The sequence below is a fragment of the Thalassotalea insulae genome, from assembly GCF_030161395.1.
GTDB lineage: Bacteria > Pseudomonadota > Gammaproteobacteria > Enterobacterales > Alteromonadaceae > Thalassotalea_E > Thalassotalea_E insulae.
The window spans coordinates 1,964,345-1,984,740 of record NZ_BSST01000001.1 but is presented as its reverse complement, the minus strand read 5'-3'; the positions used below and the strand labels follow the sequence as shown (position 1 = coordinate 1,984,740).

The 20,396-nt window shown below is 40.7% G+C and carries 19 protein-coding genes; 15 read left to right on the top strand and 4 right to left on the bottom strand.

The annotated features are described in order from the left end of the window. The first annotated feature begins 51 nt into the window (after window positions 1-51). From ftsY to QQK06_RS09025, 5 genes are all read left to right on the top strand, one after another. Entirely contained in the window at window positions 52-1,251 is a 1,200-nt protein-coding gene (gene ftsY / locus QQK06_RS09045; RefSeq protein WP_284244339.1) for a signal recognition particle-docking protein FtsY, read from the top strand. A 43-nt stretch (window positions 1,252-1,294) separates the two neighbouring features. After that, window positions 1,295-1,978, top strand: a complete 684-nt coding sequence (ftsE, locus tag QQK06_RS09040; protein ID WP_284244338.1) for a cell division ATP-binding protein FtsE — start codon at window positions 1,295-1,297, stop codon at window positions 1,976-1,978. A gap of 1 nt (window position 1,979) precedes the next feature. Beyond that, window positions 1,980-2,954 (top strand): permease-like cell division protein FtsX, encoded by a 975-nt coding sequence (ftsX, locus tag QQK06_RS09035; protein WP_284244337.1) that lies wholly within the window; start codon window positions 1,980-1,982, stop codon window positions 2,952-2,954. 322 nt (window positions 2,955-3,276) lie between these two features. After that, entirely contained in the window at window positions 3,277-4,140 is an 864-nt protein-coding gene (gene rpoH / locus QQK06_RS09030) for an RNA polymerase sigma factor RpoH (protein ID WP_284244336.1), read from the top strand. Between the two features lie 161 nt (window positions 4,141-4,301). Then, a complete protein-coding gene (locus tag QQK06_RS09025; RefSeq protein ID WP_284244335.1) occupies window positions 4,302-6,920 on the top strand; it encodes a sensor domain-containing phosphodiesterase in 2,619 nt (872 codons plus the stop codon). A gap of 9 nt (window positions 6,921-6,929) precedes the next feature. On the opposite strand, the gene QQK06_RS09020 is transcribed toward QQK06_RS09025, so the two are convergent. Then, entirely contained in the window at window positions 6,930-7,982 is a 1,053-nt protein-coding gene (locus QQK06_RS09020; RefSeq protein ID WP_284244334.1) for a hypothetical protein, read from the bottom strand. Window positions 7,983-8,075: 93 nt separating this feature from the next. Between QQK06_RS09020 and tatA the strand changes: the two genes are divergently transcribed. From tatA to QQK06_RS08985, 7 genes are read left to right on the top strand one after another with little or no spacing between them, the layout of a single operon-like run. Further along, window positions 8,076-8,300, top strand: coding sequence for a Sec-independent protein translocase subunit TatA (gene tatA, locus QQK06_RS09015; protein ID WP_284244333.1), 225 nt, complete (start codon window positions 8,076-8,078; stop codon window positions 8,298-8,300). Window positions 8,301-8,303: 3 nt separating this feature from the next. Continuing rightward, window positions 8,304-8,654, top strand: coding sequence for a Sec-independent protein translocase protein TatB (gene tatB / locus QQK06_RS09010; protein WP_284244332.1), 351 nt, complete (start codon window positions 8,304-8,306; stop codon window positions 8,652-8,654). Next, window positions 8,654-9,412 carry a twin-arginine translocase subunit TatC gene (gene tatC, locus QQK06_RS09005; protein ID WP_284244331.1) on the top strand — a complete coding sequence of 253 codons (759 nt, stop codon included), beginning with the start codon at window positions 8,654-8,656 and terminating at the stop codon, window positions 9,410-9,412. Before tatB ends, tatC begins: the two co-directional genes overlap by 1 nt. A 34-nt stretch (window positions 9,413-9,446) precedes the next feature. Beyond that, complete coding sequence (locus QQK06_RS09000; protein ID WP_284244330.1) at window positions 9,447-10,241, top strand: TatD family hydrolase; 795 nt, start codon at window positions 9,447-9,449, stop codon at window positions 10,239-10,241. After that, window positions 10,232-12,079 (top strand): GGDEF domain-containing protein, encoded by a 1,848-nt coding sequence (locus QQK06_RS08995; protein WP_284244329.1) that lies wholly within the window; start codon window positions 10,232-10,234, stop codon window positions 12,077-12,079. The genes QQK06_RS09000 and QQK06_RS08995 overlap by 10 nt, the downstream gene beginning before the upstream one ends. Then, window positions 12,076-13,098: a porphobilinogen synthase gene (gene hemB, locus QQK06_RS08990; RefSeq protein WP_284244328.1), complete on the top strand. Its 1,023-nt coding sequence runs from the start codon at window positions 12,076-12,078 to the stop codon at window positions 13,096-13,098. The genes QQK06_RS08995 and hemB overlap by 4 nt, the downstream gene beginning before the upstream one ends. Window positions 13,099-13,106: 8 nt before the next feature. Beyond that, the gene (locus QQK06_RS08985) at window positions 13,107-13,961 is read left to right on the top strand and encodes a DMT family transporter (protein ID WP_284244327.1); all 855 of its coding nucleotides are present in this window, start codon (window positions 13,107-13,109) and stop codon (window positions 13,959-13,961) included. Here the strand turns inward: QQK06_RS08985 and QQK06_RS08980 are convergent. Next, window positions 13,958-15,469, bottom strand: a complete 1,512-nt coding sequence (locus QQK06_RS08980) for a Ppx/GppA phosphatase family protein (protein WP_284244326.1) — start codon at window positions 15,467-15,469, stop codon at window positions 13,958-13,960. The genes QQK06_RS08985 and QQK06_RS08980 overlap by 4 nt on opposite strands. 19 nt (window positions 15,470-15,488) lie before the next feature. Further along, window positions 15,489-16,748, bottom strand: coding sequence for an ATP-dependent RNA helicase RhlB (gene rhlB / locus QQK06_RS08975; protein WP_284244325.1), 1,260 nt, complete (start codon window positions 16,746-16,748; stop codon window positions 15,489-15,491). Between the two features lie 213 nt (window positions 16,749-16,961). Between rhlB and trxA the strand changes: the two genes are divergently transcribed. After that, window positions 16,962-17,288, top strand: coding sequence for a thioredoxin TrxA (gene trxA, locus QQK06_RS08970; RefSeq protein WP_284244324.1), 327 nt, complete (start codon window positions 16,962-16,964; stop codon window positions 17,286-17,288). Between the two features lie 197 nt (window positions 17,289-17,485). Beyond that, on the top strand, window positions 17,486-18,745 hold the full coding sequence (gene rho, locus QQK06_RS08965) for a transcription termination factor Rho (RefSeq protein ID WP_284244323.1): 1,260 nt from the start codon (window positions 17,486-17,488) through the stop codon (window positions 18,743-18,745). Window positions 18,746-18,801: 56 nt separating this feature from the next. On the opposite strand, the gene QQK06_RS08960 is transcribed toward rho, so the two are convergent. Next, entirely contained in the window at window positions 18,802-19,410 is a 609-nt protein-coding gene (locus tag QQK06_RS08960) for a LysE/ArgO family amino acid transporter (protein ID WP_284244322.1), read from the bottom strand. Window positions 19,411-19,501: 91 nt separating this feature from the next. On the opposite strand from QQK06_RS08960, the gene QQK06_RS08955 reads away from it, so the two are divergent. Continuing rightward, complete coding sequence (locus QQK06_RS08955; protein WP_348541177.1) at window positions 19,502-20,395, top strand: LysR family transcriptional regulator ArgP; 894 nt, start codon at window positions 19,502-19,504, stop codon at window positions 20,393-20,395. Window position 20,396: the final 1 nt, after the last annotated feature.

Sequence of the window (20,396 nt, the reverse complement as noted above, 5' to 3'; positions counted from 1 at the left end):
AACAGTGATGGCTATCAATATTGTCATTGATAGCACAAAGAAGATGTAAATATGTCGAAAAAGAAAGGTATGTTTTCCTGGTTAGGTCTAGGTGGACAAAAAGAAAAAGCAGAAACGCAATCGCTTGAGACTCCGGAAGACGAGCAACTATTATCAGAAGCGCCTGAAGCAAGTGAAAAAACACTTGCGGAGCAGATACCGTCATCAAATAATGATTTGCCAGAGCCAGAGCCAGAGCCAGAGCCAGAGCCAGAGCCAGAGCCAGAGCCAGAGCCAGAGCCAGAGCCAGAGCCAGAGCCAGAGCCAGAGCCAGAGCCAGAGCCAAAAGTTGGTTTTTTTGCTCGCTTAAAGCAAGGACTAACTAAGACACGGCAAAACTTAGGTGGCGGATTACTTGATCTGTTCCGCGGTAAAAAAATTGATGATGAATTATTTGAGGAATTAGAAACTCACTTATTAATGGCGGATGTTGGTGTTGAAACGACGATGAAAATTATCGATTCGTTGACAGAATCAGCATCTCGTAGTGAGCTAAAAGATGCTGAAGCCTTATATGATTTACTTAAAGCTGAGCTGAATAAGGTGATTGAGCCGGTTAATCAGCCGTTAGAAATACCAGAATCTGATTCACCATACGTGATATTGATGGTCGGGGTTAATGGAGTCGGTAAAACGACCACTATAGGTAAACTGGCTAAACAATTTCAGGCGCAGGGGAAATCTGTGATGCTAGCTGCTGGAGATACTTTCCGTGCCGCGGCAGTTGAGCAGTTACAAGTCTGGGGTGAACGCAATGATATTCCAGTGATCGCTCAGCATACAGGTGCCGACAGTGCATCGGTTATTTTTGATGCAATCAGTGCGGCAAAAGCTCGTAATGTTGATGTGTTGATCGCAGATACCGCTGGACGTTTACAAAATAAAAATCACCTAATGGAAGAGCTAAAGAAAGTGGTTCGGGTAATGAAAAAGCTCGATCAAAATGCCCCACATGAAGTGATGCTAACCATAGATGCTGGCACCGGACAAAATGCTTTAAGTCAAACGCAGTTGTTTGATCAAGCTGTTGGTTTAACCGGGTTAACTTTAACTAAGCTTGATGGCACGGCTAAAGGTGGTGTGGTGTTTGCGGTTGCTGATAAGCATGGTATTCCTATTCGTTACCTTGGGGTTGGTGAAGGCATTGATGATTTAAGACCGTTTAACGGTAGTGATTTTATCGAAGCACTGTTTAGTGATGAAAATGCTTAACACAATGTAGGCTATTAAACGATTACTATAAGAATAATTAAAGATGATCCGTTTTAATAAGGTAAGCAAAACATATCCCGGCGGTATTGTAGCATTAAACAATGTTAACTTTAGTATCGCCGCAGGAGAGATGGCATTTTTGACCGGACATTCAGGCGCCGGTAAAAGTACGTTATTAAAATTAATGAGCTTAATGGAGAAACCGAGCAACGGTAGTGTCCATATTAATGGCATAGATCTCTCGCAAGTTACCTATCAACAAATACCTTATGTGCGCCGCGGTATCGGGATGATTTTTCAAAATCATAACTTGCTGATGGATAGAACCGTATTTGATAATGTTGCATTACCTTTGATTATAGAGGGTTGTAGTCATAAAGAAATTAAAAAGCGGGTTGATGCTGCGCTCGATAAGGTACACCTGGGAAATAAACTTCGTTGTTTTCCTAATATGCTCTCCGGCGGTGAACAACAACGTGTTGGCATAGCTCGAGCGCTAGTCAATAAGCCCCCTATTTTACTTGCCGATGAACCTACAGGTAATTTAGATCCTAAGTTGTCACTGGAAATCATTAAATTATTTGAAGAATTTAATGATGTCGGTGTAGCGGTGCTAATCGCGACCCATGACCTTGGTTTAATTGCCCGTTTAAAATACCGCACGTTGACTTTAAAGCAGGGAGCGATGATTAACGACGGTCTGTTCGAGGGGTTACAAGGCGAATAATATGGCTAACTTGTCACAGGAAATGCACGAACAGAACACCAGTATGATTGGAAAAATGATTGCCTATTTATTGCGTCATCTCCAACAAGGTATTGGTAGCTTAGGAGATTTATGGCGTACTCCTTTTACTTCAGTGATGACAATTTTGGTGCTAGGTATCAGTCTGACCTTGCCTGCAACATTACACATGTTTGTCAAAAATGCTAAAGCTATCTCTGAACAATGGGATTCAGCCTCTGAAATTAATGTCTTTTTAAAGCTATCAGTAACAGATAAAGCAGCAAAAAACTTAGTGCAGCGTATTCGTTTGTATCCAGAAGTGGCAGAAGTGAAGTACATTTCAGCGAATCAGGCGTTAGAGGAATTTAAACGTTTATCCGGCTTTGGCCAAGCATTAGAGTATTTATCAACTAATCCGTTACCTGCAACCATATTAGTTACGCCGACAAAACGTGCCAGTCAAGCGCAAGCAGCTGGTGAGTTGCTACAGAAATTAGAGAATGAAAAAGAAGTCGCCCAGGGAAAGCTGGATCTTGAATGGCTAACCCGTTTGGAAGCTGTCACTGAATTAATCGAAGATATTGTTTTAGGCATAGCGAGCTTGTTATGTTTATCTGTGGTGTTAATCATAGGTAATACCATTAGATTAGCCATTTTAAATCAGCGAGATGCCATAGCGGTTATGAAACTGGTGGGCGCTACCGATAGCTTTATTCAACGTCCCTTTTTGTATTCCGGTGTCTGGTATGGCGTACTTGGGGGGATGGTTGCCGTTTTATGTGTTGAAATGCTCGCTATTTACCTGACCGGTTCGTTAGCTAAATTAACAGACTTGTATCAGAGTAGTTTTATGCTACAAGGCTTAGATGGCAGTGAAATGTTATTGCTCATAGGTGCAGCCGTTAGCTTAGGCTTAGCTGGGAGCTATCTTTCAGTTCGTAAACATATCCGTGCAATAGAGCCTACGGCGGATTAATACGCCTGAAATTGACTAACAGCCAGTATGCCATCAGTCCAAGCCAGCGCTTAAGTTCTCGTCATATTTTTTCTTAAGTTTAAGTAACAATGAAAATAGTGCTTAATTTTGCCGTGTTTTTAATTAGGTAAAATCGTCCGGTTATTAACAAAATAATACAAATTTATCGGCAAGTTGTTGAAAGCATTTATTGTATTACACTGTCTAGTAAGATAGGGTATTAAATCATCGAATGATTGTTTTATTCAATGATGATAAGTAGTCGATCAATTTGTTTGTTCGTGTTATTATCGCGAGCCAAGCTAAGAAAAGGGTTTTATAAATGAGTGATACTATGCAATCTATGGCGCTAACGGTACCGCAAAGCGGTAGCATTGAAGCCTACGTGCAATCAGCTTATAGCATTCCAATGTTGAGTGCTGAAAGAGAGCATGAGCTTGCAACTCGTTTACATCAAGAAAACGACTTACAAGCTGCTCAAGAATTGATTATGTCGCATCTGCGCTTTGTCGTGCATGTGGCGAAAGGTTATGCCGGGTATGGTTTACCACAAGCGGACTTAATTCAGGAAGGAAATGTCGGGCTAATGAAAGCGGTTAAACGCTTTAACCCTGAAGTTGGGGTGCGCTTGGTTTCATTTGCTGTTCATTGGATTAAAGCAGAAATTCATGAATTTGTGCTGCGCAATTGGCGTATCGTTAAAGTTGCAACGACTAAAGCACAGCGTAAATTATTTTTTAATCTTCGTAAAAATAAAAAACGTTTAGGTTGGTTTAGCAATGATGAAGTATCTAACGTTGCTGAAACACTGGGGGTTAGTGAGAAAGACGTGTTAGAAATGGAATCTCGGATGACTAGTCAGGACCAAACCTTTGAAATTTCATCTGATGATGACGATAGTGGCCAAGGTATGAGTTTTGCACCTGCCCAATATTTGGAAGACAAGCAGTCTGATATTGCGGAACAGGTTGAAGAAAGTAACTGGGAAGATCATGCCAATCAACGTTTGGCCAATGCATTAGTAGCATTAGATGATCGTAGTCAGGATATCATTAAAACCCGTTGGTTAAATGATGATAAAAGTACCTTGCAAGAATTAGCAGATAAATATCAGATCTCAGCTGAACGTGTTCGTCAGTTAGAGAAAAATGCCTTGAATAAACTGAAATCAGGTATGGCTGCTTAAGTTTATCTTATCTACTAAAAACCGGCTGTTGCCGGTTTTTTTTACCCTAGAATTTATTAATTGCATAATTTTTATACATAGCCTCTGGTAATGGTTATATATTTTGTTAGACTATCCGCTTCTGATATTAAAACAATAAAAACTGAATAGGCTAGCCTTAGATGGAAGTAAGGGCGAAAAAGGATACACAAGCAACGAAGCAACTCCCTAAGTTAAAATCGTTGTTAAAAAAGTATCGACAAGTTAAAACGATGCAATCAGGGCTGTTACAGTTATCTGAACTGGCAAGCACTGTTACCAACATGTCGTCTTTTTATCATGCTTTGGAGTCGGTGATCAAATCGCTATTGATCACAGACAGCTTCTATATTGTTTTATTAAATGACTCCCGTCAGTTATCACTAGCCCATAGCCAGAATACCAAAGAAGAACGAATATTTGAGCATCTTGATAACCATAATTGGCGTCAAAGCTTAACCAATATGGTGTTTAATCAAGAAGAACCTCTTCACTGTAATTCAGCTGAACGCATGGCGTTAGCACGCGCCGAAAAAATTGTATTATACGGCTCAGCCTGTGTTGACTGGCTTGGTGTGCCATTACGTCGAGGCCGTCAGGTTATTGGAGTGATTGCCTTAACCAGTTATGATGAAAAGCTTTATTTTGATGACCGGGATTGCCAATTGCTTGAATTTATTGCAGAACATTTAGTGACAGCAATAGATAGAGTACGTAGTCGAGAGCTGTTAGAGCAAAATATTCGTCAACGGACGCAAAAATTAACAGAAACTAATAAAAAGCTGCAGCAAGAAATTGCTGAACGTCAAAAAGCGGTGAAAACGCATAAAGCGTTATTGGCGATTTCCGAGTTATCCGCGGCCAATCAGGATATTGATAGTTTTTATGCATCATTGCATAAAGAAGTTGCCAGCTTGTTGCCAGCGAAGAATTTATATATTGCATTGTTATCTGAGCAACAGCAGTTATTATCATTCCCCTATTATCAGGATGAAAAGCTATCGCCCCCTGAGCCTAGAAAACCAGCTAATGGTTTAACAGAGTTAGCGATTGAAATCGGCTTACCTATCTTGATCCGAGAAGGACAAATATATCGTCTTAGCCATGATGGTGAAATAGCCGTTAGCCCATTTTCCCGTCCTTATCCTTGTGAGCGATTACCGAAAGCCTGGTTGGGCTGTCCGTTAATGGAACAGGATAATATTATCGGGGTGCTGGCGATTCAGCATTATCAGGATAGTTATGCTTATCAAGAAAATGATATTGAGTTAATACGCTTTGTTAGTCAGCATATCGCTTCTGCCATTATGCGGAAAAAAGCACAGGAAGACGTTGAGCATAGTAAGGAAGAGCTTGAGCGCATTATTAATCAGCGAACCCAAGAGCTACAAGCGACTAATTTGAATTTGCGTATGCAGATAGAGGAACGGAAAAAAGCAGAGCAACAGCTGTTTTTTGAAGCTCATCATGATGCGTTAACTAAGTTGCCAAATCGGGCGATGTTTTCTGATCGACTGTCGTATGCGATTAAACACGTTAAGCGTCATCCAAACCATAGATTTGCTGTACTTTTTATTGATTTAGATCGTTTTAAAATGATCAATGATACCTTAGGGCATCATGCCGGCGATGAGTTTTTAATCGAAATTGCTGCCCGTCTATCGGATTGCGTTCGCGATAACGATATTCTTGCTCGTTTAGGTGGTGATGAATTTGTTATTTTACTCGATTCTTTACATTGTCAGGACGATGTTGAAGAAGTAGCGTCACGAATTATTTCTGCGATAGAGCAACCATTTGAAATTAATGGTCATGTGCTGTATTCCAATGCCAGTATTGGTATTGCCTTATGTAGCAATCATTATAATGATACCAATGAGATTTTGCGTGATGCTGATGCAGCCATGTACCAGGCTAAAAGTTTGGGACGTGGTCGTTATGTCTTTTTTGATGAAAGTATGCGGGAACAGTTAATTGCCAGCATGACGCTTGAGCAAGAATTACGCATCGCGATTAAAGAGAAACAGTTTGAGTTACATTACCAAAAAATTTCTGATTTAGAGCTCACCCGCACTCTTGGATTTGAAGCGTTACTTCGCTGGCAACACCCAACCAAAGGTTTATTAACGCCGAGTGAATTTCTGTTTATGGCAGAAGAAACAGGCATGATCTTAGAAATTGAAATCTGGGTGATAGAGCAAGTGTGTTTGCAGCTAAAAAGTTGGCAATCAAGTCATGAATATCAGCATGCGTTTATTGGTGTCAATTTATCCGGTCGTCACCTTACTCAAGCTAATCAACTGAATGCGCTGATCCAGCTGATTAAAGGCAATACAGTCGAGCCAGAGCGATTAATTCTCGAATTTAATGAATCTGCCTTTAGTCAACACACAGAATTAGCACTTAAGGGCTTAAAACGATTAAAAGCGTTTGGCGTGAAATTAGCACTTGATGATTATGGTGCTGGTTTATCATCGTTTAACTTTTTATATAACTATCCGTTTGAATTTATTAAGTTAGATCGAAGCTTCGTTCGTTCATTAAAAAATAATAGTAACAACATTTCTTTAGTTAAAGCATTACATCAGTTAGGAGACCAATTTGGTTATCGGCTAGTGGCCGAGGGCATTGAATCTCAGGAAATGCTGGACCGATTACAACAAGCTGGGTGTGAATTTGGTCAAGGGTATCATATTAACCGTCCTGGTCGTATTGTTGATGAAAGTGAGTTAATTGATGATCTTCCTAAGGTTTCAGCTTAGCTAATAATGTTAGCCTTTGGAAAAAAAGCCTTCTACTCTTAACGCTATTCCTGGCGTGGTGCTGTAATGTTGTTTTTCCGGCCATTCTAAAAAAGGTTCTACTTCAAAAAATAACCAGCTTTTTAACGCGTTGAATCGGTAGCGATAACTTAGGGTGTATTTATCGATAATAAAGCCTCGTTTGCCATTACGCTCTCCTTCTACCTGAAAGGCAGTAATAGTTGCCGCGTTTTGCTGTAGCTGAGTGAGTTTATAGAAACCGTGTTTCCAGCGTAGACCACTAAATGACTCTGATACCCGGACGCTGTAGTTAATACGGTATTGTGTTCGTTGTGTCGCCTGGTAATCATACTCAAGCAACAGTTTAGCGCCTAAGCCGTCATCTAAAAAATAATAAACTGAAGGTTCAATTTTTATACTATTAATATCGTGCCAATTAAAGCGTCTTTTATGTTTGGTTTTGACAAAGATATCACCACCTGAAATACCGATGCGAGACTCAAGTAATTTGGTGTCACTGCGATTATGAGTATATCTGACCGCGGCAGCAAAGTGTTCATCTTCATCATCGGGGCGTGAATTCACCGTTTCTAATGGCAGTTGACTCTGGTTGATATCGTCGTCATCCGATAAAATGATATCGACCCTATCTTTAAAATGGGGTAGTTTCACTTTTACCCGAAAACGGGTATCAAATTCACTCCAGTCTCTGGCTTTTGGCTCCCAACCAAAACGTATTTTTGCTGTCACCTTTGGACTTTCTTGTTCTGAATTTTCATCGAGGAAAAAGTTATCAAACCACATTGCGGATTGAAAAACCGAATCGGAGACCGTTTGATGAAGTTGTTCCATCCAATGGTAATCGTCAACCTCTGTATGGGGGGAGTGACAGGGATTTTGTAATGAATGAGTCGTTGGTTTGTTTGTGACTTTATCGCTTTGTTGCTTAGTTTTTGGCTGATTATTATCCGCTGGGCAGGCGCTTAGCGGTAACTGAACGATAAATGCCAGCAATGCAACAATAACGGCAGCGATAACTCTATTGTTGGGCTTATCTAGCAAAGTTTGTTTTACCTCATCTTTTGCGTGGCTAATTGGTGCTTTTTTTTAAATAAACTTTATAATGGATTCAATTGAATTATAGGAGTTTTTTTCATGGGTGGTATAAGTATTTGGCAATTAGTGATTATTGCCGTGATCGTCATACTTTTGTTTGGCACAAAAAAATTACGTAACCTGGGTTCAGATTTAGGCTCGGCAGTTAAAGGCTTTAAAAAAGCGGTTAGTGATGAAGATAAAGCGGACAAGGAAAAAGATGCTTTAACGGATAATTCAGCGGAAAACGTTAACGCTGACGCTAAAGAAAAAGACAAAGTTTAGCCGATGTTTGATATTGGTTTTTGGGAGCTGTTATTAATATCAGTGATTGGCTTAGTGGTACTCGGGCCGGAGCGTTTACCTGTTGCTATTCGTACTGTACGAGCCTGGATTAGTGGTGTTAAAAATTTTAGTAATAGTGTAAAAACTGAATTAACGGAAGAGTTAAGAATTCAAGAGCTCCATGCCAATTTAAAAAAAGCTGAGCAGTCTAATCTGGAAAATTTATCGCCAGAAGTTGCCCAATCATTAAAAACTTTGCAAGAGGCGGCTGAGTCTGTGCAGCAGCCTTATAAAAAAGAGCCATCTCAGCCTGAAGACATCACTTCAGCAAAGAAAAAAGAAAGCGATAATTAATGAGTTCATCAAGCAAACAATATACGTTATTTGATCATTTGCTCGAATTACGTTCGCGGTTATTGCACGCGGTATTAGCGGTATTGGTCGTGTTCTGCTCGATGATCTATTTTGCTAACGATATTTACGAGTATGTTTCTCAACCATTGTTAGCGACTATGCCTGAAGGTGGACAGATGATTGCAACCGATGTTGCTTCATCGTTTTTTGCCCCTTTTAAGCTAACCATAGTGTTGGCACTGTTTATCAGCATGCCTTATATCTTGTATCAAGTGTGGTCCTTTATTGCCCCTGGTTTGTATAAAAACGAGAAAAAGTTAATTGCGCCATTAATGTTTGGCAGTAGTTTTTTGTTTTACGGTGGGATCGCTTTTTCTTATTACGTGGTGTTTCCGATAGTGTTTGCCTTTTTTACTTCTGTCGCACCAGAGGGCGTTAACATTGCCACTGATATTAGCAGTTATCTTGATTTCGTTTTAAAATTATTTTTTGCCTTTGGTATCGCCTTTGAAATCCCTATTGTTATTATCTTAATGTGCTGGACTGGCTTTACCGATCCCTATAGTTTACGCAAAAAAAGACCTTATATTGTTGTCGGTGCATTTGTCATCGGTATGTTATTGACACCACCTGATGTGATTTCTCAAACCTTATTAGCTGTACCTATGTTGTTATTGTTTGAGCTTGGAGTCTTTATTTCTAGTATTTATTACAAGGAAGACGATGAGCAATCGACGGAAGAAGTAAACCACGAATAAGTTTTGTTTAACGGCAACATAGCGAACAGATGATTTGATAGACATAGGCGTTAATTTTACAAACTCTCGTTTTGATAAAGATCGGGAACTAGTGATTGAGCGAGCTCAAGCCGCAGGTATAAAAGGTTTGCTAGTTACCGGTACTAACGTCAACGAAAGTCAGCAAGCTTTGGCATTATGCCAACAGTATCCGCAATACCTAGCTTGTACCGCTGGCGTGCATCCTCATGATGCGAATAATGTTAGCGATAATTACCTCACTGAGCTGCAATTATTAGCACAATCACCTTATGTCAAAGCTATTGGGGAATGTGGTTTAGATTTTAACCGAAATTTTTCTACGCCGGAAAATCAACAAAAAGTTTTTGCCGACCAAGTTGCGCTGGCTAGCAAATTAAAAATGCCGCTGTTTTTACACCAGCGTGATGCTTTTGATAGCTGGCTGGAAATACTAATGCCTTTTGTTAGTAAAGTACCCGCTATGGTGTCCCATTGCTTTACTGGAGATTTAACGCAATTAAAGGCTTGCTTAGCGCACAACATGTATATTGGTATTACGGGTTGGGTCTGTGATGAACGCCGTGGCCAGGAATTGAGAGAGATAGTTAAACATATTCCGCTCGAGCGTTTAATGATAGAAACAGATGCGCCTTATTTAACACCAAGGAATATCCGACCTAAGCCGAAAAGTAGCCGCAATGAACCAGGTTATTTACCTTATATTGTCCAGGTTTTAGCGCAGGAAATGGGCTGTTCTACTGACGATATTATGCGATATAGTATGACTAATAGCGTTGACGTCTTTGGAATGGAGCGATTATGCGAATAACAGGAACCCTCTTGTTATTAGTGTCGGTATTGGTGACAGATTTGCTCTGTGCCAGCGAGTTAACAGTGACCGATAAATCGATTTCGGTTCAGTACTTTGTGCTACCGTCATCTCAGGCGCAATCATTGCCGATTGATAAAGTGCTCACTATTGAACAGCAGTTCTGGCAGCAACAAGCTGGGAATCGTGTACCAATTACTGAGCCCTTAAATTGGTTAGCGGTAAAGTTGACTAACCATACTAAGCAGGAGGCACATTTTCAGTTGGTGTTAACGGGGGGCGAATATATTTTCGCTGAACGATTTTTTGTTGAAACGCCATCAGCCAATGTTAAGTCACTAGTCAGTGAACGTGAACTCAATAACCTCATCCATAGTGCGATCACCTTGACTTCCGAACAAACTATTACTGTTTATCTTGCGTTAAGCTCGCCAATGGCTGATTTTTTAACTCTAGAGTTAATGAGCGAAGTGCAGTTTAGCCAATTTCTGGCAGCTGAATATTTATCGTTAGGCCTCGCGGTTGGCAGCCTCTTTGCGTTTGCGGTGATTCTATTGTTCGTCGCTTTCGCCAATAAGCAACAAATGATGTTTTTACTGGCGGGATATTATTTATTGCAGTCTTTGCTGTTGGCTGTGATTTACGGTGTGAATCTGCATACTATTTTTCCTGGACTCACATTAGTGCGTGGCCTTGAAATACCAGTATTAACATCGCTATCGGTAATTACATTACTCGGCTTTAGCGGACAATTGTTTAATTTAGCGGCGCGTCAGCCAAAAATATATCAGTTGTTTTGCGCTACGGCCTGGTTAATGTTGTTTAATATTGGCTTGAGCATATTTTTACCTCTTAACGTCAATTTCTTGATCAGTCAGTTGCTTAGTATCGTCTCGATAGTGCTACTTGGTGTGCTAGTGAAAACGCTGCTACGGGGGCAGGATAGATTAGCCAAATTATTTACCGGGTTTGTTGTGATACAAGCATTAGTGGTCATTGTTAATGTGCTGCTAGTTGGCTGGTTTGATTTTGATGCCTTGACTTATACCTTTGGGAATTGTTGTTCGGGATTATTTATTGTTTATTTATTAGCGCGCCAGTCAGCATTGCAAATTGATAAAAAATATAGTGCACAACGCGCGGCACTAGAAAGTGAAATGCAATCAAAACAGGTGCGTGACGAATTAATTGAATTGCAGGCTCGAACTCAGGAACAGTTAGAGAGCAGAGTTCAGGAACGCACTTTTGAGCTTAATATTGCGCTACAGGAGCTGGAAGAAGCGAACAGGGAACTGGCACAAAAAAATACCTTGGACGAGCTTACGGGTCTTTATAACCGACGCTTTTATGATCAAAAAATGCTAGCGGAATTTCGTCGTAGTCGTCGTAATTTAACGCCATTAAGTTTAGTGATTATCGATATCGATTATTTTAAAAAAATTAATGATAATTATGGTCATTCTGCCGGAGATAATTGCTTAGTTACATTAGCTAAAACCATTCAACAGTTAATGCGCCGGAGCACTGATATTGCCTGTCGTTATGGTGGCGAAGAGTTTTGTCTGATCCTGCCGGAAACTGATAATGCTGGAGCCGTGGCGTTAGCGAATGAGCTCAGAGAAAAAGTGATAGCACAAATCTTTGATATTGGTGTTACAGAACTGTCATTAACTATTAGTTGCGGAGTCAGTACTTATCAGCATCAGGCAGATGTTCAGCCAGTTGATATTTTTAATGCCGCCGATAAAGCCTTATATCAGGCGAAAGAAAATGGCCGAAACCAGGTAGTTAACAAAGAAATTTTATCGGGCACTGTTGCTCAAGAGGAGAACGAATGAATAATAGCTTTGGGCAATTTCCGGCCCGCAGAATGCGCCGTATGCGCAGAGATGATTTTTCCCGACGCTTAATGGCTGAGCACCAGCTTACGGTTAATGATTTGATTTATCCGGTTTTTGTTTTAGAAGGAGAGAATCAACGGGAAAGTGTTGCTTCGATGCCGGGTGTTGAGCGTAAAAGCATAGACTTATTACTGGAAGAAGCACAAGAGCTGGTCGACCTTGGAATACCGGCTGTGGCATTGTTCCCAGTAACGCCTAATGAGAAAAAATCATTGCTTGCTGAAGAAGCTTATAATCCGGACGGTTTAGCACAGCGTGCAGTACGGGCGTTAAAAGCTAAATTTCCTCAATTAGGTGTGATCACTGATGTCGCATTAGATCCTTTTACTACCCATGGTCAGGACGGCATTTTAGGTGAACAAGGTAAAGACCAAGACTATGTTTTAAATGACATCACTAAAGAAATATTAGTTAAGCAGGCTTTGTCTCATGCTGAAGCTGGTGCAGATGTGGTGGCACCGTCTGATATGATGGATGGACGAATTGGTGCTATTCGAGAAGTTTTAGAGCAAAAAGGTTTTGTTAATACTCGGGTATTGGCATATTCCGCGAAATATGCATCTAATTATTATGGACCATTTCGGGATGCCGTAGGTTCTGCCGGCAATATTAAAGGCGGTAATAAGCACTCTTATCAAATGGATCCGGCTAACAGTGATGAAGCGTTGCATGAAATTGCGCAAGATATTTATGAAGGGGCTGACATGGTAATGGTTAAGCCAGGCATGCCGTATTTGGATATTGTTCGTCGTGTTAAGGACGAATTTAAAGTGCCAACGTATGCATATCAAGTCAGTGGTGAATATGCGATGCATATGGCGGCGATTGAAAATGGCTGGTTAGCGGAAAAACCGTGCATTATGGAAGGCTTACTAGCCTTTAAGCGTGCCGGTGCCGATGGCATTCTCACTTATTTTGCTAAACGTGTGGCTCGCTGGTTAAAAGAAGACGCTTAATTAGTTTTATGAGCTTAACAAATAAGCACCAGTCATTAGTGGCACTGCACAGCGCAGTGTTACTTTTTGCCTTATCTGGGTTATTTGCTAAATGGCTTGAATTGCCGGCTACGGTGATCGTTTTTGGCCGCGCGGTGTTTTGTGCCTTGACCTTGGCGTTGCTGGTGATAATGTTTAAGCGTCAATCATTAGCTTGCGACAAGAAAACCTTGGCTGCACTAGCAATAACTGGGGGCATCTTAGCATTCCACTGGGGCAGCTTTTTTCAGGCAATTCAGCTATCTTCCGTGGCTATAGGCTTGATCACTTTTGCCAGCTTTCCGATTTTTGTCAGCTTTTTAGAACCGGTATTTTTTAAAGAGCCATTTCATTATCAGGCATTGCTACAGGCACTATTAACCTTAGCTGGGATTTATTTAATTTTACCTGATGGTGCGACCACCACCAATGAGTTAACAGGTGCATTATGGGGAATAGCATCAGCATTTTCTTTTGCGGTGCTGACCTTACTCAACCGTAAATTTGTCAGAAATAGTTCAGCGAAAAAGGTAGCATTTTATCAAAATACTTTTGCTGCCTTGTTTATCGCCCCCTTGATAGTCATCGAACCAGTTGCTGTTACATCACAACAGCTGACGATATTATTGATCTTAGGTGTGGTATTTACAGCTTTTGCTCATAGTTTATTTAACTATTCGTTAAAAGTAATTAAGGCACAAATTGCAAGTATTGCGGTGAGTCTAGAGCCTATTTATGGCATTGTTGCTGCTTATTTTTTTCTTGGTGAACACATCAGTATGCAGATGGTTATTGGTGGGATGATTGTATTAGCAACAAATGTATGGGCGTCGACTAATCGTTAGCTCGTTTGAATTGTCAGAGTCAAATTAAACGCCGCCAAATGCTCATTTTCCTGTGCGAGTTCATCGCTGATCAGCGGATGTTGATTTAGCCAGTTCTCAGGTAATATTAACAGAATATTGTTATTGCTGACGGATGCTTGATAACTTGGTAGCACATCATCTTTGCGTCGCCGGCATAAGATCACCGCTAATCGTAATATGGCTAGCAAGTATTGGGCACTTTGCACTTCATTGGTTGAGCGCTGTAATAACTCAGCTTGGATATCGCCTTTATACAAGAGCACCAAGGCTTTTAGTAACTGCTTATCTGTTTGATCAAAGCCGGGTAATTCTGCATTTTCGATAATATAGGCGCTGTGGCGCTGATGATGTTTAAATTCCAGTAGCAGGCCAATCTCATGTAACTGGCAACTGGCGATTAATAACTGGTAGTTATTGTCTTCGCTTAACTGCCAGTTATCTTTGAAGCTATTAAATAGTTTTATCGCCTGTTTTTTTACATTCTCAGCATGATGACAGTCGACATGAAATCGCTGTATTAAAGAATTTATCGTCCGTTGGCGAATATTGATTTTCGCATTATGGGGCAGCATTTCGTAGAGTAATCCTTCACGCAGTGCGCCACTAGATAGCTGTAGTAAAGCAATTTCAAAACATTCAAAAATAGCGATTAAAATGGCTAAACCACTGGCAATTACCGGTGTTCGCTCACTGGATAATCCTGCGATACTAATTTTGTCAATGCGCTGGCAAGCAATTAATTGCTGTTTGATCTGCCGCAAGAATTCTGGATGGATTAAGGTTGGTTGATGCTGGTGAATTAAGACTTCAGCTAATGCCTGCATGGTACCTGAACCACCGAGCACAGTTTGCCAGCCAATGGCTTGATAAGGTTTTATTAACGGTCGGAGTTTTTCTTTTGCTGCTGATATCGCCTGATTGAAATTATCTTGGTTTAATTGGCCATCAGCAAAATATTGTTTAATAAAAGTCACGCAGCCAATATCCAGACTGGTTACTTGTTTAGCATTAATGCCTTCACCAACAATTAATTCGGTACTGGCGCCACCTATGTCGATAACTAATCGTTTATTGGCGCTGCAATTGGTATGAGCGACGCCCTGATAAATATACTGTGCTTCCTGTTCGCCACTGAGCAGAGCAATTTTATTCGCTAATATATGATTAGCCTGACTGATAAATTCCGCACTGTTTTTTGCTAATCGCAGCGTTGCAGTGGCAACAATACGAATATTATTTTTTGGAATATCTTGCAAGCGTTCGGCAAAAAAACTGAGACACTCTAAGCCTCTTGCTATTGCTTGTTGGCTCAGTTGATTATTAGCATCTAAGCCAGAGGCGAGGCGCACCTTGCGTTTTACTTTATCGACAACTTGCACGCTATCGGCAAGTTGTCGGGTGATCAGCATATGAAAACTATTTGAGCCAAGATCTATGACCGCATATAACGGCGCGCTTGCTGGGTTTTCATTATGCTGCTTGGACATTGCTTGTTACCTGTTCAACCTACCGATAACTACGGTTACCACCGGTTTTTCCCCGATTCTGCCCACCGTTATGAGGCCGGTGACGACGCTTGCGTGGCGCTGGTTTAGGAAAATCTGTGATCAAAGCATCCGGATCATATTTACTCACCGGTAATGTATGCCCAGTATATTCTTCTATTGCGGGCAAGTTGAAAACATACTCTTCACAGGCAAAGCTTATGGCATGACCTGTTGCTCCGGCGCGACCTGTTCGTCCGATGCGATGGACATAATCTTCACAATCATCCGGTAAATCGTAATTAAATATATGAGTTACTTGTGGAATATGTAAACCACGAGCAGCAACGTCAGTCGCCACTAGAATATCCAGCTGACCGGCAGTGAATTGTTCCAGTATTTTTAAGCGTTTTTTCTGAATGACATCACCGGTCAATAAGCCAACGCGAATATTATCGGCTGCTAGGTGAGCATAAATATTTTCACAGCTGTGCTTAGTATTGGCAAAAATAATTGCTTTGTCTGGCCACTCTTCTTCGATCAGTGTCTGCAGCAAATTCATTTTATCTTCATTCGAGGGATAAAATAATTCTTCACTGATACGAATATTGGTTTTTTGCTCTGGTTCTATTTCAACACTGACTGGATCGTTCATGTGCTCAAATGCCAGTTCTTTAACGCGAAATGATAAGGTCGCGGAAAATAACATGCTAAGTCGGTCAGTAGCCGCTGGCATCCGCCGGAACATATAGCGAATATCTTTAATAAAGCCGAGATCAAACATACGATCTGCTTCATCCAGTACTACCACTTCGATATGGTTGAGGTTATAAACCCCTTGTTTCATATAATCGATTAATCGTCCACAAGTACCGATTAAAATATCGACACCTTGTTCAAGCTCCTGACGTTGACTTTCATAACCTTCGCCACCATATACAATACCAAGGCGTAAACCGGATGTTTTTGCCATTTCAATGGCATCACGGTGGATTTGCACCGCGAGCTCACGTGTTGGCGCCATGATCAGTGCTCTTGGTTGGCGCGGATCTTTAGATGGCGTTTGTAATAAACGGTGAAAAGTTGCGGCTAAAAAGGCGATGGTTTTACCCTCACCAGTTTGTGCCTGACCGGCAATATCTTTGCCTTGTAAAACAACGGGAAGTGATTTCGCCTGAATGGACGTACATTGGGTAAAGCCCATGGCATCTAACCCGGCAACAACTTGCGGTGCGAGGTTAAGCTCTGTGAACTTTGTTTCTGTTAAGTGAGTTTTATTCATAGAGCGTAGCTTAACAGGTTACAGAGCTAATAATAAACAATATCTCATGGCTTAGGACATTATTCTTATAAAAAAGCATGATTTTGTCTTAAATAGCCGGTGAGATGTTTGATTAATTTGCTAGAATTGATCAGGACGTGTTGGTAATTAAATGTGATGCGGGTATAATCCCGAGCAATTTGGCGAAATAAGCCATCATTATTGGAGAGAAAAATGAGCGATAAGATTGTTCAGTTATCAGATGACAGCTTTGAAGCTGATGTAATCAATGCATCAGGTCTGGTTTTAGTTGATTTTTGGGCTGAATGGTGTGGCCCTTGTAAGATGATTGCCCCTTTGTTAAATGATATTGCTGATGAATACGCAGATCAGGTAACTGTTGGTAAATTGAACATAGATCAAAATGATGCAACGCCGCCAAAATATGGCATCCGTGGTATTCCGACATTGTTACTATTTAAAGATGGTGCGGTGATCGATACTAAAGTTGGCGCATTATCAAAAACTCAATTAAAAGAGTTTATTGATAACAATTTATAATAGGCAAAAGGCTCGTAATTACGGGCCTTTTGTTTTTAATCAAGTTAGTTAATTATTTTTTGTCACTTTACGTACTGAATTTTTAATGCTAACTTTAATTATCAAATAAAATAGCATTTCAAAACTCATACTACGCAACTCGTTATTTTGCCTGTTGGCAAGCTCAAAACAACGTAACAAAGTCTAAGAACCTCAATATGAATCTTACCGAACTTAAACAAAAATCTATAAGCGAACTGGTAAAGTTAGCTGAATCAATGAAACTAGAGCATCTTGCTCGTAACCGTAAACAAGACATTATTTTCGCAATATTAAAAGCGCATGCTAAAAGTGGTGAAGACATTTTTGGTGGTGGTGTCTTAGAAATTTTACAAGACGGCTTCGGCTTTTTACGTTCGGCAGATTCGTCGTATTTGGCGGGTCCAGATGACATTTACGTCTCACCGAGTCAAATTCGACGTTTTAGTATGCGTACTGGTGATACTATTGCCGGTAAAATTCGCCCGCCGAAAGACGGTGAACGCTATTTTGCATTATTAAAAGTTAATGAAGTTAACTTTGATAAGCCAGAAAACTCCCGTAATAAAATCTTATTCGAAAACTTAACCCCTATTCACCCAGATAGCCGTATCGGGATGGAACGTGGTAATGGCTCTACCGAAGATATTACTGCACGTGTACTCGATTTAGCTTCACCTATCGGTAAAGGTCAGCGTGGCCTAATTGTAGCACCGCCGAAAGCGGGTAAAACGTTATTGCTACAGAATATTGCCCAAAGTATTGCCCATAACCACCCTGATTGTGAGTTAATGGTGTTACTGATAGATGAACGCCCGGAAGAAGTGACCGAGATGCAACGTCTGGTTAAAGGGGAAGTAGTAGCTTCTACCTTTGATGAGCCCGCAAATCGTCACGTACAAGTGGCCGAAATGGTGATTGAAAAGGCGAAACGTTTAGTCGAGCATAAAAAAGATGTCGTGATCTTACTCGATTCAATTACCCGTTTAGCACGTGCTTATAACACGGTGATCCCGTCTTCAGGTAAGATATTAACTGGTGGTGTAGATGCTAACGCTTTACATCGTCCAAAACGCTTTTTCGGTGCCGCGCGTAATATTGAAGAAGGTGGTAGCTTAACCATTATCGCTACTGCGTTGATTGAAACCGGTTCGAAAATGGATGAGGTTATTTACGAAGAATTTAAAGGCACGGGTAATATGGAATTACACTTGTCTCGTAAAATTGCTGAAAAACGCGTCTTCCCTGCTATTCACTTTAACCGCAGTGGTACTCGTCGTGAAGAGTTATTAACTAAGCCGGATGAACTGCAAAAAATGTGGATTTTACGCAAGATCGTCCATGAAATGGGTGAAATCGATGCGATGGAGTTTATGATAGATAAGCTTGCGATGACCAAAACTAATAATGAGTTTTTTGATTCGATGAAACGTAAGTAACCGATAATGCGATAGATAGAATAAAGCCAGCAAATTTGCTGGCTTTTTTGTGCTCATTAAAGATTTGTTAGCAGTGAATAAGCGATTGCTGCCATGATAATACCAACTAATGCATCAATAGCACGCTTGGTTTGCGGACGGTTTAACCATGGAGCGAGCTTTGCTGCTGTCCCAGTAATACTATAGAACCAAATAATCGACGCAAGGATAGTACCAATGGCAAATGCCACTTTTTCATGACCGATAAATTGCCCACCAACGCCGCCAAGGATAACCACGGTATCGAGGTAGACGTGAGGGTTTAGTAAGGTTACTGCCAAGGTAGTTGAAATAACTCCTACTCTATTACTGGTTTTAGTATGGAATTGCTCCGCCTGATATTTGTTTTGCCAGACATTGCGAAATGACAATGCAGCATAACTAAATAGAAATAACACACCCCCCCAGGAAATTAGCATCATTAATAATGCGGAACTTGCGATCAGTTGTGCACCACCAAAAATACCAAAGGTAATTAATAATACGTCACAACATAAGCATATAGTGGCTGCTAGTATATGGTGATTTCTTTTGATGCCATGATTGAGCAGGTGCGAGTTTTGTGCGCCAATTGGAATGATCATGCTGGCGCCGAGCATTAATCCTTGTAGTAAAGGTGAAAACATAGTGGACTCCTATAAGACGTTTGTCTCACTTTAAGTCTCGCTTTCGTTAAAGTATAATTAATATATTTTATAACTCATTAATTTTACTAATGTGATAGATTACAAACTACTTCATGCGTTAAGTGTGCTTATTACCCAGCAAAGTTTTGAAAAAGCGGCAAATGTATTGTGTATTACTCAGTCTGCGGTTTCACAACGTATTAAATTGCTGGAGCAAACCATAGGGCAACCTGTGGTGGTTCGAGCACAGCCGATAGTCGCAACGGCAATCGGGAAGAAATTGCTTAGTCATTATCAGCAGGTAAAGCTATTAGAACAGGATGTCTTGCCGGATATTTTTGCTGATCAGCCAGAAGAGATCCTTGCGGTTAATTTAGCCACCAATGCAGACAGCCTGGCTACCTGGTTAGTACCGGCAATAGAAAAAGTGGTGCATCAGCATAAAATATCGGTCAATTTTTTGGTGTCCGATGAAAATCGAACAATAGATTTTTTAAAAAATGGCGAGGCGTTTGGTGCTATCAGTACTTATGAAAAAGCGTTGCCTGGTTGCACCTTCACTAAGCTAGGAGATATTGAATATTTACTGGTGGCTTCGAAAGCATTTAAAGAGAGGTACTTTATTAATGGTATTAATCGTCAGAGCATACAATTGGCGCCGACGGTGGCATTTGATCAAAAAGACGACATGCATATTCGTTATATAGAACAGCAATTTGGATTAGCGGAAGGGAATTACCCATGCCATACCGTGCGTTCGTCTGAAGCTTTTGTCAATTTTGCCAAGCAAGGACTGGCATATTGCTTGATCCCTAAACTGCAAATAAAGCAAGAACTGGCTTCAGGAGTCTTAATAAATTTATTGCCTGACAACTCATTAACCAGAACCTTGTATTGGCATCGTTGGGTGTTACTTAAGGGGGCTTTTAAGCAATTGTCTGATGCGATATTAACTAAGGGGACTCAGGCATTAGTTCAGCAATAAA